The following is a 13224-nucleotide window of genomic DNA, read 5'->3' as shown; positions in this document are numbered from 1 at the left end:
GGCCACCTCCAGGGTCGGTAGAGCACGCGACGATAGCAGCGGTGACGTGCGTGGCCGGACGGCCGCGCAGGCTCGGCAGGGCCCGTGCGAGGGTGGGGCGCATGCAGAACCTCCAGGGCGCCGGGGCCGTGGTCACCGGCGCCGGGCACGGCATCGGGAGAGCGCTCGCCGCGAGGCTGGTCGCCGAGGGGGCGCGGGTCGTGGTCAACGACCTCGACGAGGACGCGTGCCGGTCGACCGCTGAGGAGCTCGGCGCCACCGCGGCACCGGGCGACTGCTCGTCCGACGCCGGGGTGCGCGCCCTGGTGGACGCCGCGACCGCAACCCTCGGCCGGATCGACGTGTTCCTGGCGAACGCCGGCATCGACCGCACGCAGCCCGACAGCCTGCAGGCCTCCGACGAGGACTGGGCGGCGATGATCGACACCAACGTGATGGCGCACGTCCGCGCGGCCCGGGCACTGGTGCCCCGCTGGCTGGGCGACGGCGGGGGTGGGCGGTTCGTGGTCACCGCGAGCGCGGCCGGGCTGCTGACCATGATCGGCGCGGCGCCGTACTCGGTCACCAAGCACGCCGCGGTCGGCTTCGCCGAGTGGCTCAGCGTCACCTACGGCCATCGCGGCATCGCCGTCCAGGCCATCTGCCCGCAGGGCGTCCAGACCCGGATGCTCGACCAGGCCGGGCCGCTCAAGGACCTCCTCACCCGCGACGCAGCGCTCACCCCCGAGCAGGTCGCGGACGCCTGGGTGGACTCGCTCGCCGACGACCGGTTCCTCGTGCTGCCGCACCCCGAGGTGGGCGCCTACTACGCCGCGCGGGCCGCGGACCCCGACGCGTGGCTGGCCAGCATGCGGCGGCTCCAGGCGAAGGTCGACCAGCTCACGGGGGCGGGCCAGTGACGCAGGACGTGCCGGGCCTGGACCTGGCGAGCTTCCGCCGGTGGTACGACGCGCAGCGGCCCGGCGAGATCGACGGCGAGCTGCGCGCCGAGCTCATTGCGGGGGGCAAGTCCAACCTCACCTACGCCGTCACCGACGGCACCTCGGACTGGATCGTCCGGCGTCCTCCCCTCGGGCACGTGCAGGCGACCGCCCACGACATGGGCCGCGAGTTCACGGCCATGTCGGCCCTCGCGGGCACCGACGTGCCGGTCCCGGCGATGTACGCGCGCTGCGACGACCCCGACGTGCTCGGGGCGCCGTTCTACGTCATGGAGAAGGTCGACGGCACGGCGTACCGCCGCGCCGCCGAGCTCGACGCGCTCGGGGCCGACCGGACCGCGGCGATCGCGGCGCGGCTCGTCGAGGTGCTCGCCGCGCTGCACGCGGTCGACCCGGCCTCCGTTGGCCTCGACGGCTTCGGGCGGCCCGACGGCTTCCTGGAGCGCCAGGTGCGTCGCTGGGGCCAGCAGCTCGAGGGGTCGAAGACGCGCGAGCACCCCGACGCCGACGAGCTGCACCGCCGGCTCACCAGGCAGGTCGAGCAGGTGGCCGGCGACGCCAGCGCGACGGGGATCGTGCACGGCGACTACCGCCTCGACAACTGCCTGGTCGCCGCCGACGGGGCGGGTCGCGACGACATCCGCGCCGTCGTCGACTGGGAGATGGCGACGCTCGGCGACACCCGCACCGACGTCGCGCTGATGCTGGTCTACGAGACCCTGGGCGCCTCGGCGGGCGGCGACCTCGTCTCCGACGTCGCCAAGGCGCAGGGCTGGCCGGGCAACGACCAGCAGCTCGCGGCGTACGCCGCAGCCACCGGTGCCGAGCCGGGCGACATGAACTTCCACCTGGCTCTCGCCTACTTCAAGCTCGCCGTCATCCTGGAGGGGATCCACTTCCGCTACCTCCAGGGCCAGACCGTCGGCGAGGGCTTCGACAGGATCGGCGAGGGCTTCGACCTGATCATCGCCGCGGGACTGCACTCACTGAAGGACAGCTGATGGACTTCGCCCTCGACGACCGCACGCAGGAGCTGCGCGAGCAGCTGCTCGACTTCATGGCCACGAAGATCGAGCCGGCCGGGCAGGTCTTCCACGACCAGCTGGAGGCGATGGACGACCGGTTCGCCTGGTCGACCGCGCCGGTGCTCCAGGAGCTGCGCGCCGAGGCCAGGCAGCGGGGCCTCTGGAACCTGTTCCTCCCCGGCTCCGACCACGGGGCCGGCCTCACCAACCTCCAGTACGCGCCCCTCGCCGAGATCACCGGCCGAGCCGGCCACCTCGCGCCGCCGGCGCTCAACTGCGCGGCGCCCGACACCGGCAACATGGAGGTGCTGTCCATGTTCGGCAGCCCCGAGCAGCAGGAGCGCTGGCTCGCTCCCCTGCTCGACGGCCGCATCCGCTCGGCGTTCGCGATGACCGAGCCGGACGTCGCGTCGTCCGACGCCACCAACATCGAGACCTCGATCGTGCGTGACGGCGACGAGTACGTGATCAACGGCCGCAAGTGGTGGATCACCGGGGCGATGAACCCCCAGTGCGAGATCTTCATCGTGATGGGCAAGACCGACCCGGACGCCGAGCGGCACCGCCAGCAGTCGATGGTGCTCGTCCCCCGCGACACCCCGGGGCTCACCGTGGTGCGCCCGATGACGGTCCTCGGCTACGACGACCACGAGCACGGCGGCCACGCGGAGCTGCTCTTCGAGGACGTCCGGGTGCCGGCGGCGAACCTCATCGGCGAGGAGGGTCTCGGCTTCGCGATCGCGCAGGCGCGGCTCGGCCCGGGGCGGATCCACCACTGCATGCGCGCGGTCGGGCTCGCCGAGACCGCGATCGAGCTGATGTGCGCGAGAGTCCAGGACCGCGTGGCCTTCGGCAAGCCGCTCGCGCGCCAGGGCGTGATCCGCGAGTGGATCGCCGAGGCCCGCGTCTCCGTCGAGCAGTTGCGGCTGCTGGTGCTCAAGACCGCGTGGCTGATGGACACCGTCGGCAACCGCGGCGCGCACACCGAGATCCAGGCGATCAAGATCGCCACGCCCAAGGTCGTCCAGGAGATCATCGACCGCGCCATCCAGGCGCACGGCGCCGGCGGGCTCTCCCAGGACTTCCCCCTCGCCGCGTCGTACGCCGCGATCCGCACGCTGCGCTTCGCCGACGGGCCCGACGAGGTGCACAAGGCCTCGCTGGCTCGCGCCGAGCTGGCCCGTCAGGCGGGCGGGCGGGGGTAGTCGATGGACCTGTCGCTGAGCGAGGAGCAGGAGGCGTTCCGGGCGCTGGCGAGGGACTTCCTCGAGCGGGAGGCGGTGCCGCACCGGCAGCAGTGGGACCGCGACGAGTCGGTCGACCTCGCGATCATCCCGAAGATGGCCGAGATCGGGTTCTTCGGGTTGACCATCCCCGAGGAGTACGGCGGTCTCGGCGGCGACTACGCCACCTACGTGCTGGGCATGGAGGAGCTCGGCCGAGCCGACTCCGCGCTGCGCGGCATCGTGTCGGTGTCCAACGGCCTGGTCGGCAAGTCGATCCTCGGCTTCGGCACGGAGGAGCAGAAGCAGGAGTGGCTGCCCGGCATCGCGACCGCCACGAAGCTCGGCTGCTTCGGGCTCACCGAGCCGGGCACCGGCTCCGACGCCGGCAACCTCACCACCCGGGCGGTCCGCGACGGCGGCGACTACGTGCTCACCGGGCAGAAGCTCTTCATCACCAACGGCACGTGGGCCGACGTCGCGCTGGTCTTCGCGCGCACTTCGGACGACGGCCCGCGCGGCGTGACGGCGTTCCTGGTGCCGACCGGCGCCGACGGCTTCGAGGCCCGCGAGATCAAGGGCAAGCTCGGGCTGCGCGGGCAGGCGACCGCCGAGCTCTTCCTCGAGGGCGTCCGGGTGCCCGCCTCCGCGCGGCTCGGCGAGGAGGGCCAGGGGTTCAAGATCGCGATGTCCTCGCTCGACAAGGGCCGCGTCTCGGTCGCCGCCGGCTGCGTCGGGCTCGTGCAGGCCTGCCTCGAGTCGTCTGTCGCGTACGCGCGCGAGCGCACCCAGTTCGGCCGCGAGATCGCCGGCTTCCAGCTCGTGCAGGAGATGATCGCCGACATCTCGCTCGACGCCGACGCCGCGCGGCTGCTCGTGTGGCGGGCCGCCGACCTGCTCGACCGCGGCCGCGCCGGCACCGCCGAGTTCCGGGTCGCGGCGTCCAAGGCCAAGCTCTACGCCTCCGAGGCCGCGGTGCGCGCCGCCAACCACTGCATCCAGGTCTACGGCGGCGCGGGGTATGTCGACGAGTACCCCGCCGCGAAGTACCTCCGCGACGCCCGGGTCATGACCCTCTACGAGGGCACCAGCCAGATCCAGAAGCTGCTCATCGGTCGCGCCGAGACCGGCATCTCGGCGTTCTGAACCACGGGACGAGCCGGGTCACTCCCGGTCGCGCTCGGGGACGTCCGGGCGCACGTGGTAGTCGCTGGCCTCGCCGACCCACCACGCCTCGGCCGTCCGCAGGCCGGTCGGCGGGTCGAGCGTCCCGGCCGCGATGGACAGGCGCCCGGGGTGGCCCTCGGCGCGCCAGAACAACGAAGACCCGCAGCGCCGGCAGAACCCGTAGCCCGCCTCCTCGTCGGGGAAGTACCACGTCAGCAGACCCTCGGCGTCGGCGATCCGCACGTCCTCGGAGGCGGCACTGGTCGCCGGCAGGTAGTGACCGGTGAAGCGCCGGCACCGGTGGCAGTGGCAGTGGCAGTCGATGACGTCGCGGAGCGGCCCGCGCACCTCGTAGGCCACCGCGCCGCACAGGCACCGTCCGCGCACGTGCCGACGCTAAACCAGGTGCGCGCGGGCCGTGCGATGGCCTCTGATGCGGGGTGTGACGATCGAGCTGGCGACCCCCGAGGTCGACGGGCTGGACGCGGCCGTCGGAGCGCTCCGCGAGTGGCAGCAGGCGGGAGCGCCGAGGCAGCTGCACCCGGGCGACCTCGGCTGGTTCTGGAGGTTCGGCGCCGAGACGACCGCCGCGCGGGTGCGGACCTGGCGCCGCGACGGGCAGGTCCTCGCGGTGGGGCTCGTCGACGAGCCCGACCTGCTGCGGGTCACGCTGGCGCCGGAGGCCTACGACGACGAGGAGCTGGCGCGGCGGATGACCGAGGACCTCGGCGACCCCGCCCGCGGCGTCCTCGTCGAGGGCGACGTCTACGTCGAGGCGCCCGAGGGCGCCCTGCTCCGCGAGACCCTGTCCGAGGCGGGCTGGCGGCTCGACGACCCGTGGACGCCGCTGTGTCGCGACCTCGCCGAGCCCGTCGAGGACCCCGGCGTGCGGATCGAGGTCGCCGGCCCGCGGCTCGTGGCCGACCGGACCGCCGTGCAGCGGGCGGCGTTCAACCGCTCGACGTTCACCGAGGAGCGCTGGCACGCCATGGCGGCCGGCCCGGCGTACGCCGATGCGCGGTGCCTGGTCGCCTACGACGAGCGCGGTGACCCGGTCGCGACGATCACGGTGTGGTCGGCCGGACCGGGCCGTCCGGGACTGGTCGAGCCGATGGGCGTGCACCGCGACCACCGCGGACGGGGCCACGGGCGCGCCATCACCCTCGCCGGAGCGGCCGCCCTGCGCGAGATGGGCGCGTCGAGCGCGCTGGTCGCCACGCCGAGCTCGAACGTCGGCGGGGTCGCGACCTACGTCGCGGCCGGGTTCGAGGCGCTTCCCGAGGTCCGCGACCTGAGCCGGGCCGCGGCGAAAAACCAGGCGCCGGACACGCAGTAGGTCGGCTAGGTTTCTCTTGATGTCGAGATACCTACCCACTCGGTTGGTCCGGCTGGCCGGACCCACGCCGCTGGTCCGCCGGCTGTCCGCGCAGTCGGTGCTCTCGGCGTTCGGCGACGGGGTCTTCCTCACGGGCAGCGCGGTGTTCTTCACCCAGATCGTCGGCCTCTCCGCCGCCCGGGTCGGGCTCGGCCTCACCATCGCCGGCGTCGTCACGTTCCTCGTCGCGGTGCCCCTCGGCAAGCTCAGCGACCGGTTCGGCGCGAAGCGGATCTGGGCCGCCAGCTCTCTCGTCGAGGCGCTGCTCTACCTCGCCTGGCTGGCGGTGGGCGGCATGGTCGGCTTCGTCGCGGTCATGGTCGCCGTGCAGGTGGTCTCGACGGCGAGCCGGTCGGCGCGCAACGCCTATCGCTTCGACGTCTTCCCGCGCGCGCAGCGGGTGTCGTCCAACGCCTACTTCCGCGCCGCCCGCAACGTCGGCTACACCCTCGGCGCGCTCGTCGCGGGACTGGCCCTCGCCACCAACAGCGATGACGTGGTGCGGCTGGTCCCGGCGGTCACGGCGTTCCTGCTGCTCCTCAACGCCACCCTCGTCTCCCGCCTCCCCAGCAGGGGCGACCACGTCGCCGAGGAGTCGGCGCTCGAGGCCGCCCTCGACGGCGAGGGACGCAGCAGCGCGCTGCGCAACCGCGGCTACCTCCTCATGTCGGTGTGCGGCGGCGTGCTCAGCACCCACCAGGTCCTCCTCAACGTCGTGATCCCGCTCTGGCTGGTCGAGGAGACCGACGCGCCGCGGGTGCTGCTGGCGTGGCTGTTCGGCACCAACACGGTGCTGGCGGTGCTGCTCCAGGTGGCGGCCGCCCGGGGCGTCGTGACCGTCGCCGACTCCCTGCGGGCCATCCGCCGCGGCGCGCTCTTCCTCGTGGTCTCGTGCGGCATCGTGCTGGTCACCCACGACACGATCGGCTGGGTCACGATCGCGCTGGTGTGGCTCGGCCACGTGACGGTGACGGGCGCCGAGCTCTTCGACTCCGCCGGCCAGTGGGGGCTCCAGGCCGAGCTCTCCGACCCGGAGCGCCGAGGCGAGTACCAAGGCGTCTCCCAGCTCGGGTTCACCCTCGGCTCGGTGTGGGCGCCCGCGGCGTACACGTTCCTCGCGATGGAGTGGGGCACGCCCGGCTGGCTCGTGATCGCGGCCATCGTCGGCGCGGCCGCACTCGCCATCCACCCCTCGGCCCGGGCCGCGGAGCGGCACCTCGACCGCCAGGCCGCACGCGCCGGGGTGTGACTGCCGCGCAGGTCAGCGCAGCGGCGCGGGCTGCTGCTGGCGGGCCAGGAGGCCGAGCCCGAGCAGCATCCGGTCGCGGGCGTCGCCGAGCCGACGGCCGGTCAGCACCTCGATCTGCCGCGCCCGGTAGATGACGGTGTTGCGGTGACAGAACAGCGCCTCCGCGGCGTGCTTGGCGGAGCCGTTGTGCTCGAGCAGCGCGGCGAGCGTCTGCATGAGGACGTCGGCCGCGTGCGCAGGCTGCGCCAGGATCGGCGCGACCGTCTCCTGCACGAGCAGCGCGGTCACCTCGGGGCTCTCCGCGAGCAGCACCTCGGGGAGCCGCTGGGAGACCGCGACCACCCGGTGCTCGTCGCGCGGCACCGTGTCGGCGGCCCGGCTGGCCAGCTGGAACGCCGTCGCGAAGCCCGCCACGCCGTCGGTCGAGATGGCGACCCCGACCCGGCCGACCGCGTGCGGACCCAGGAGCGCGACGAGCTCGTCGACGCCGTGCCGGTCGGCGGCCAGCAGCCCGAAGGACACCCCGCCGCGCACGTGCCAGTGCGAGATGATCCCGTGCCGGCCGAGCCGCTCCGCCGGCGGTGTCAGCGGCTCGTCGAGCGACCCGTCGTACGGCGCCACCACGCACGCCACGGTCATCTCGGCGCCGATGCCGAGCACCTCCCGCGCCTCGGCCGCGAAGGCTGGATCGGTCCCGCGCCCCTGCACCAGCGCGTCGAGCGTGCTCTGCTGGCGCTGCAGGTCGCGCCGCTGGAGCTGCACGCTCTCGCGGCGGTAGGCGTCGATGAACACGGCGTTCTGGACGTCGAGCGCCTCCCACACGCGCTGGCCCGCGACCAGCAGCACCTGGTCGTCGACGCGGCCGTGCTCGCGCTGCGCCAGCAGGGCCTCCCACAGGTAGCGCGTGCCGAGCGTGTAGGCGTTGAGCACCAGCTCCATCGCGACGCCCTGCCGCGCGCGGCGGCGCCCGGTCTCGCGCCAGAGCTGAGCCGTCACGTGGGTGGCGCCCGCGAGGCCGGCCATCGCCTCGATGCCCCGGCGGATGTGCTCGCGGGTGCTGGCCCGGACGTCGACCTGGAACTCCGGACCGGTCCGCTCGTAGACCTCCGCGTCCTTCTCCAGGAGCGCCAGCGAGATGCTGTCGGCGATCGCGTCGGCCTGGTCGAGCAGCGTGAGCCACGCGGCGGCGACCCGGGCGTCGAGGCCCGGGTCAGGCGTGTCCGCGAGCGCACGCATGCCCGCACCATGACACCCGGCGCACAATCCTGACCAGCCCGGGCCGCGTGGTTGTGGCGCGGAGCCCCACCGACGTTGTGCGGAAAGCCCATCGCGGCGCGCTGTGCGCTGACACCAAGGTGGAGGGCGTCACACCGGCCGCGTGGTGAGGAGGATGCTGTGGGGTCCTCGGCGCGCAGCCTGGAGCTGCGGGACGCGAGCGTGCGGTTCGGGGGGATCGCGGCGCTCTCGGAGGTCTCGCTGACAGCCCGGCCCGGCCGGGTGCTCGGGGTGATCGGTCCGAACGGAGCCGGCAAGACGACGCTGTTCAACGTCGCCTGCGGCTTCGTCCGGCCCGACGCCGGGAGCATCCACTGGGGCGGACAGGAGCTGCGCGGCCTCAGGCCGCACCAGCTGGCCCGCCTGGGGATCGCGCGCACGCTGCAGGGTCTCGGGCTCTTCGACCGCCTGACCGTGCTCGAGAACGTCCTGGTCGGTGCCGACCCCCAGGCCCGGACGGGATTCCTCGCCGGGCTGCTGGCGCTCCCCCGCGCCGGCCGGGACGAGGCGAGGCTGCGGTCGCGGGCGCTCGAGACGCTCGACCAGCTCGGCATCGCCGGTCAGGCCGACCGGCACCCCGGCGCCCTGCCGTACGCCGTGCGCAAGAAGGTCGCGCTCGCGCGGGCCCTGGTCGCCGAGCCGGAGCTGGTGATGCTCGACGAGCCCGCGAGCGGCCTGTCCGACCACGAGCTGTCCGAGCTCGGAACGCTCCTGCGCGACCTCGCCTCGCGGATGTCGGTGATGCTGGTCGAGCACCACATGGACCTCGTGATGTCGGTCTGCGACGACATCACCGTCCTCGACTTCGGCCGGGTGATCGCGAGCGGCACCCCCGACGAGGTGCGTGACGACCCGGCGGTGCTCGCCGCCTACCTCGGTGAGGCTGTCACGTAGTGCTCACGCTCTCGGGGGTCACGGTGTCGTTCGGCGCGGTCCGGGCGCTGCGCGAGGTGGGCTTCACCGCCCCGGCGGGCCAGGTCACCGCGGTCCTCGGGGCCAACGGCGCCGGCAAGACCACGCTGCTGCGCACCATCTCCGGCCTGGTCCGCGCCCAGACCGGCACCGTCCGGTTCGGTGACCGCGACCTGACCCGCCAGCCGCCCGAGGCGATGCCCCGGCTCGGCCTGGCGCACGTGCCCGAGGGCCGCGGCGTCATCACCGAGCTCACCGTCGAGGAGAACCTCCGCCTCGGCGGGCTCGGACGCGGGCGCCGGGCGGACGCCGACGTGCTGGACCGGGTCTTCTCGCTCTTCCCGGTGCTCCGCGAGCGACGTGCCGCGACCGCCCACGTGCTGTCCGGCGGCGAGCGGCAGATGCTGGTGATCGGCCGCGCCCTGATGGCCTCGCCGACGCTGCTCCTGCTCGACGAGCCCTCCCTCGGCCTGGCGCCGCGGGTGGTGGCCCAGATCTTCGACCTGCTGAGCGGGCTGGTCGCCGACGCGGGCCTGACCGTGCTGCTGGTCGAGCAGAACGCCCGCAGCGCCCTGTCGATCGCGCACCGGGCCGTCGTGCTCAACCTGGGCCGGGTCGTGGTCGACGACGACGCCCGCGTGCTCGCGGACGACGACCAGCTCCGACACGCCTACCTGGGGTTCTGATCGTGGCCACGACCTGCGGCGGTGACCACTAGTGCAGCAGCTGATCAACACCGCGCTCGGTGGGCTGACCCTCGGGATGGTCTACGCGGCGTTCGCGCTCGCCCTGGTGCTGATCTGGCGCTCGACCCACGTGGTGAACTTCGCGCAGGCGCCGATGGCGATGGTCACCACGTTCGTGGCGCTGGAGATCATCGACCACGGCCACTCGTACTGGCTCGGCTTCGCCGTGGCCCTGGCCGCCGGGCTGGTCCTCGGCGCGGTCGTCGAGCGCGTGGTGGTGCGTCCGGTCGAGGGCGGGCCGGAGATCAACGCGGTGATCCTGACCCTCGGCCTGTTCATCGTCCTGCACGCCCTGGCCTCGGTGGTCTTCGGCAACCGCTACCGGTCCTTCCCCGCGGCGTTCGGCATCCGCGGCATCGACGTGGGCGGCACCACGATTGCGCTGACCGGCTTCGGCATCTTCACGATCCTCGCCGTGCTCGCGGTGATGACGCTCCTCGTGCTCCTCTTCCGCTTCACCGACCTCGGCCTGCGGATGCGGGCCGCGGCGTTCAACCAGGAGGTGGCCCGCCTGCTCGGCGTGCGCGTGGGCCGGATGCTCACCCTCGGGTGGGCGCTCGCGGCGCTGGTCGGGTCGCTCTCGGGGCTTCTGATCGCCGGGGGCAGCCTGGTGTCGCCCGGCTACATGGACTCGGTCGTGGTCTACGGCTTCGTGGCGGCCGTGCTCGGCGGCCTCGACAGCCCGGTGGGCGCGGTCGTCGGAGGGCTGTTCCTCGGGCTGTCCCTCAGCTTCGTGTCCGGGTACGTCGGCTCGCAGCTGGTGGCACTCGCCGCGCTGGCGATCCTCATGGCCGTGCTGTTCCTGCGGCCGGACGGGCTGTTCGCGCCCGCCCGCGAGAGGCGGGTCTGATGCGGCGTCTCGCGGCGGTCTGGCACAGCACCCTGGGCCGGCACCTGCTCGTCACGGCGGCCGCCGTCCTCGTCGTGGTCCTGGTCGTCGAGTCGGTCGACGACTTCCGCGCCGTCCAGCTCACCCAGATGGCCTACCTCGGCATCGCGGCGGGCGGGCTGACCGTGCTCACCGGGCTGAACGGGCAGATCTCGCTGGGCCACGGCGCGCTGATGGCGGTCGGCGCCTACACGACGGCGCTCCTGGTCTCCGACGACCCGGTGCTGCCGCTCCCCGTGGCGCTGCTGACCGCCACGGCCGTCACCAGCGCGGTCGGCGTCGTGATCGGCGCCGCCGCGGCCAGGCTGCGCGGCCCCTACCTGGCCGGCGCCACGCTCGCGCTGGCGGTGGCGCTGCCGGGCGTGGCGCTGCACTTCGGCGAGACCCTCGGCGGAGAGCAGGGGCTGCGCCTGAGGGTCCCGGAGACGCCCGGCTGGGTGCTCGACGCGGCGTACTTCGTGACCGCGCACGACCTCACCCGCAGCAAGTACGTCGCCTACCTCGCGTGGTTCACGCTCGTGGTCGTCTACCTGCTGCTCGCCAACCTCGCCCGCAGCCGGGTCGGCCGGCGGTGGCGGGCGGTCCGCGACGACGAGGTCGCCGCCGAGCTCGCCGGCATCCACCTCGGCCGGGCCCGGGTCTCGGCGTTCGTGGTCAGCGCCGCCGCGGCCGGCGCCGGCGGCGCGGTGATGGCGCTCGCCGTCCGGCTCACCGCTCCGACCGGCTTCACCCTGACCCTCAGCCTGACGCTGCTGACCGCCGTGGTGCTGGGTGGCCTCGGCAGCCTCACCGGCGCGCTGGCCGGCGCCGCTCTCCTCACCTTCCTGCCGTCGGTCATCACCGACGCCGGCACGTCCGCGGGCCTCGACGACATCCGGGCCGCCGAGCTGGCGCCGCTCGTCTACGGCGTGGTGATGGTGGCCGTGGTGCTGCTCGCACCGCGCGGCCTGGTCGGCACGCTCCACGCCGGCTGGCGCCGGCTCCGGAACCCGGCCGTCACCCCGGACCCCACCACCTCCGCGGACGCCGCCAGTCCAGGCGCGACCGTCGCCACCTCGAAGGGAGACACCAGATGAACACACGCACGCGGAAGCTGGCCGTCCTGACCAGTGTCCTCGCGCTCACCGCCCTGGCCGGCGCCTGCGGTGCCGGTGGGAAGGACGACGACGACAAGGGTGGCGGCGGGGGCGCCACGGAGGTCGGGGTGACCGACGCCGCGGTCACCATCGGCGGCACCTTCCCGCTGACCGGCGTGGCCGCGCCGGGCTACAGCGAGATCCCGACCGGCGCCCAGGCCTACTTCGACTACGTCAACGCCAACGGCGGGGTGCACGGACGCTCGATCGAGTTCCTGGTCAAGGACGACGGCTACGACCCGACCAAGACGAGCAGCCTCACCGACGAGCTGGTGCTCAAGGACAAGGTCTTCGCGACGCTCGGCTCGCTCGGCACCCCGACCCACAACGCGGTCGTCGACTCCCTCAACGACCAGGAGGTGCCCGACCTGTTCGTCTCCTCCGGGGCACTGGCCTGGGGCGACGACCCGGGCGCCCACCCGTGGACGTTCGGCTGGCAGCCGGACTACGAGATCGAGGGCAAGATCATCGGCCAGTGGGTCTCGGAGAACATGCCGGACGCCAAGGTCGGCCTGTTCCTCCAGGACGACGACTTCGGCGAGGACGCCGAGAAGGGCGTCCGGGAGTACATCGACGCGCAGGTCGTCGAAGCGCAGCGCTACACCTCCGGCAACACCGACGTCGGCCCGCAGATCGCCGCCCTGCAGGCCAGCGGCGCCGACCTGGTGCTGTCGTTCACCACGCCGTCCTACACCGCGCTCGGGCAGCTGGTCTCGCTCAAGCTCGGCTTCAAGCCGCAGTGGTACGTGTCGAACGTCGGCTCGGACCCCACGCTGGTCGGCGGGCTGCTCGAGCGCTTCTCCGAGGGGGCCGTGCCCGGCACCGCCTCGTCGCTCAACGGCGTCATGACCACGCGGTACATCCCCGGCGTCGACCAGCCCGACAACCCGTGGGTGCAGCTGTGGCAGAAGGTCTGGGACGAGTCGGGCCAGGACGGCGAGCTGACCAACTACCGGATCTATGGCATGTCGTTCGCCTACACGTTCGTGCAGGCGCTCGAGGCCGCCGGCGAGGACCTCACCCGCGACGGGCTGGTCGAGGCGATCGAGGACGACGGCGGCGACTTCGCCGGCCCGCAGCTGGCGCCGTACCGCTACTCCTCCGACAGCCACCTCGGCATCTCGGGCATGCAGGTCGTCGAGCTGCAGGACGGCGTCGGCCAGCCGGTCACCGACGTCCTCACGACCGACATCGGGGACTCCGAGATCGCGACCGACGACTCCGGCCAGGCCGACGACGCGCCGCCGGAGAGCGGCCTACCGGAGTAGGCGCAGCACCGGCCGGGG

At 73.4% G+C, this 13224-nt stretch carries 13 protein-coding genes; 11 read left to right on the top strand and 2 right to left on the bottom strand.

What is annotated here, in order from left to right:
* Positions 1-101: 101 nt before the first annotated feature.
* From G514_RS0102805 to G514_RS0102790, 4 genes are read left to right on the top strand one after another with little or no spacing between them, the layout of a single operon-like run.
* A complete protein-coding gene (locus G514_RS0102805; RefSeq protein WP_036563207.1) occupies positions 102-899 on the top strand; it encodes an SDR family NAD(P)-dependent oxidoreductase in 798 nt (265 codons plus the stop codon).
* The gene (locus tag G514_RS0102800) at positions 896-1942 is read left to right on the top strand and encodes a phosphotransferase family protein (RefSeq protein ID WP_028650523.1); all 1047 of its coding nucleotides are present in this window, start codon (positions 896-898) and stop codon (positions 1940-1942) included. Before G514_RS0102805 ends, G514_RS0102800 begins: the two co-directional genes overlap by 4 nt.
* Positions 1942-3171 (top strand): acyl-CoA dehydrogenase family protein, encoded by a 1230-nt coding sequence (locus G514_RS0102795; RefSeq protein WP_028650522.1) that lies wholly within the window; start codon positions 1942-1944, stop codon positions 3169-3171. The genes G514_RS0102800 and G514_RS0102795 overlap by 1 nt, the downstream gene beginning before the upstream one ends.
* Before the next feature lie 3 nt (positions 3172-3174).
* Positions 3175-4335, top strand: a complete 1161-nt coding sequence (locus G514_RS0102790) for an acyl-CoA dehydrogenase family protein (protein WP_028650521.1) — start codon at positions 3175-3177, stop codon at positions 4333-4335.
* An 18-nt stretch (positions 4336-4353) separates the two neighbouring features.
* Here the strand turns inward: G514_RS0102790 and G514_RS24495 are convergent, their stop codons facing one another.
* Entirely contained in the window at positions 4354-4743 is a 390-nt protein-coding gene (locus G514_RS24495) for a GFA family protein (RefSeq protein ID WP_036563206.1), read from the bottom strand.
* 55 nt (positions 4744-4798) lie between these two features.
* On the opposite strand from G514_RS24495, the gene G514_RS0102780 reads away from it, so the two are divergent.
* Both G514_RS0102780 and G514_RS24490 read left to right on the top strand, forming a co-directional pair.
* Entirely contained in the window at positions 4799-5692 is an 894-nt protein-coding gene (locus G514_RS0102780; RefSeq protein WP_028650520.1) for a GNAT family N-acetyltransferase, read from the top strand.
* Positions 5693-5711: 19 nt separating this feature from the next.
* A complete protein-coding gene (locus G514_RS24490) occupies positions 5712-6980 on the top strand; it encodes an MFS transporter (RefSeq protein WP_036563205.1) in 1269 nt (422 codons plus the stop codon).
* A gap of 12 nt (positions 6981-6992) precedes the next feature.
* On the opposite strand, the gene G514_RS24485 is transcribed toward G514_RS24490, so the two are convergent.
* The gene (locus tag G514_RS24485; RefSeq protein ID WP_036563204.1) at positions 6993-8216 is read right to left on the bottom strand and encodes a PucR family transcriptional regulator; all 1224 of its coding nucleotides are present in this window, start codon (positions 8214-8216) and stop codon (positions 6993-6995) included.
* 159 nt (positions 8217-8375) lie between these two features.
* Here G514_RS24485 and G514_RS0102765 point away from each other — a divergent pair, with 159 nt between their 5' ends.
* Genes G514_RS0102765 through G514_RS0102745 form a run of 5 tightly spaced genes read left to right on the top strand, consistent with a single transcriptional unit; the run spans position 8376 to position 13206 of the window.
* Positions 8376-9149, top strand: a complete 774-nt coding sequence (locus G514_RS0102765) for an ABC transporter ATP-binding protein (RefSeq protein ID WP_051246544.1) — start codon at positions 8376-8378, stop codon at positions 9147-9149.
* Positions 9149-9853 carry an ABC transporter ATP-binding protein gene (locus G514_RS0102760; RefSeq protein ID WP_028650518.1) on the top strand — a complete coding sequence of 235 codons (705 nt, stop codon included), beginning with the start codon at positions 9149-9151 and terminating at the stop codon, positions 9851-9853. The genes G514_RS0102765 and G514_RS0102760 overlap by 1 nt, the downstream gene beginning before the upstream one ends.
* Positions 9854-9884: 31 nt before the next feature.
* Positions 9885-10763, top strand: coding sequence for a branched-chain amino acid ABC transporter permease (locus tag G514_RS0102755; RefSeq protein ID WP_028650517.1), 879 nt, complete (start codon positions 9885-9887; stop codon positions 10761-10763).
* Positions 10763-11878: a branched-chain amino acid ABC transporter permease gene (locus G514_RS24480; protein ID WP_084151714.1), complete on the top strand. Its 1116-nt coding sequence runs from the start codon at positions 10763-10765 to the stop codon at positions 11876-11878. Before G514_RS0102755 ends, G514_RS24480 begins: the two co-directional genes overlap by 1 nt.
* Positions 11875-13206 (top strand): ABC transporter substrate-binding protein, encoded by a 1332-nt coding sequence (locus G514_RS0102745; protein WP_028650516.1) that lies wholly within the window; start codon positions 11875-11877, stop codon positions 13204-13206. The genes G514_RS24480 and G514_RS0102745 overlap by 4 nt, the downstream gene beginning before the upstream one ends.
* Positions 13207-13224 lie beyond the last annotated feature (18 nt).

Source organism: Nocardioides halotolerans DSM 19273 (genome assembly GCF_000422805.1).
GTDB lineage: Bacteria > Actinomycetota > Actinomycetes > Propionibacteriales > Nocardioidaceae > Nocardioides > Nocardioides halotolerans.
The sequence above is the reverse complement of the archived record's forward strand: the minus strand, read 5'-3'. Positions and strand labels throughout refer to the sequence as shown.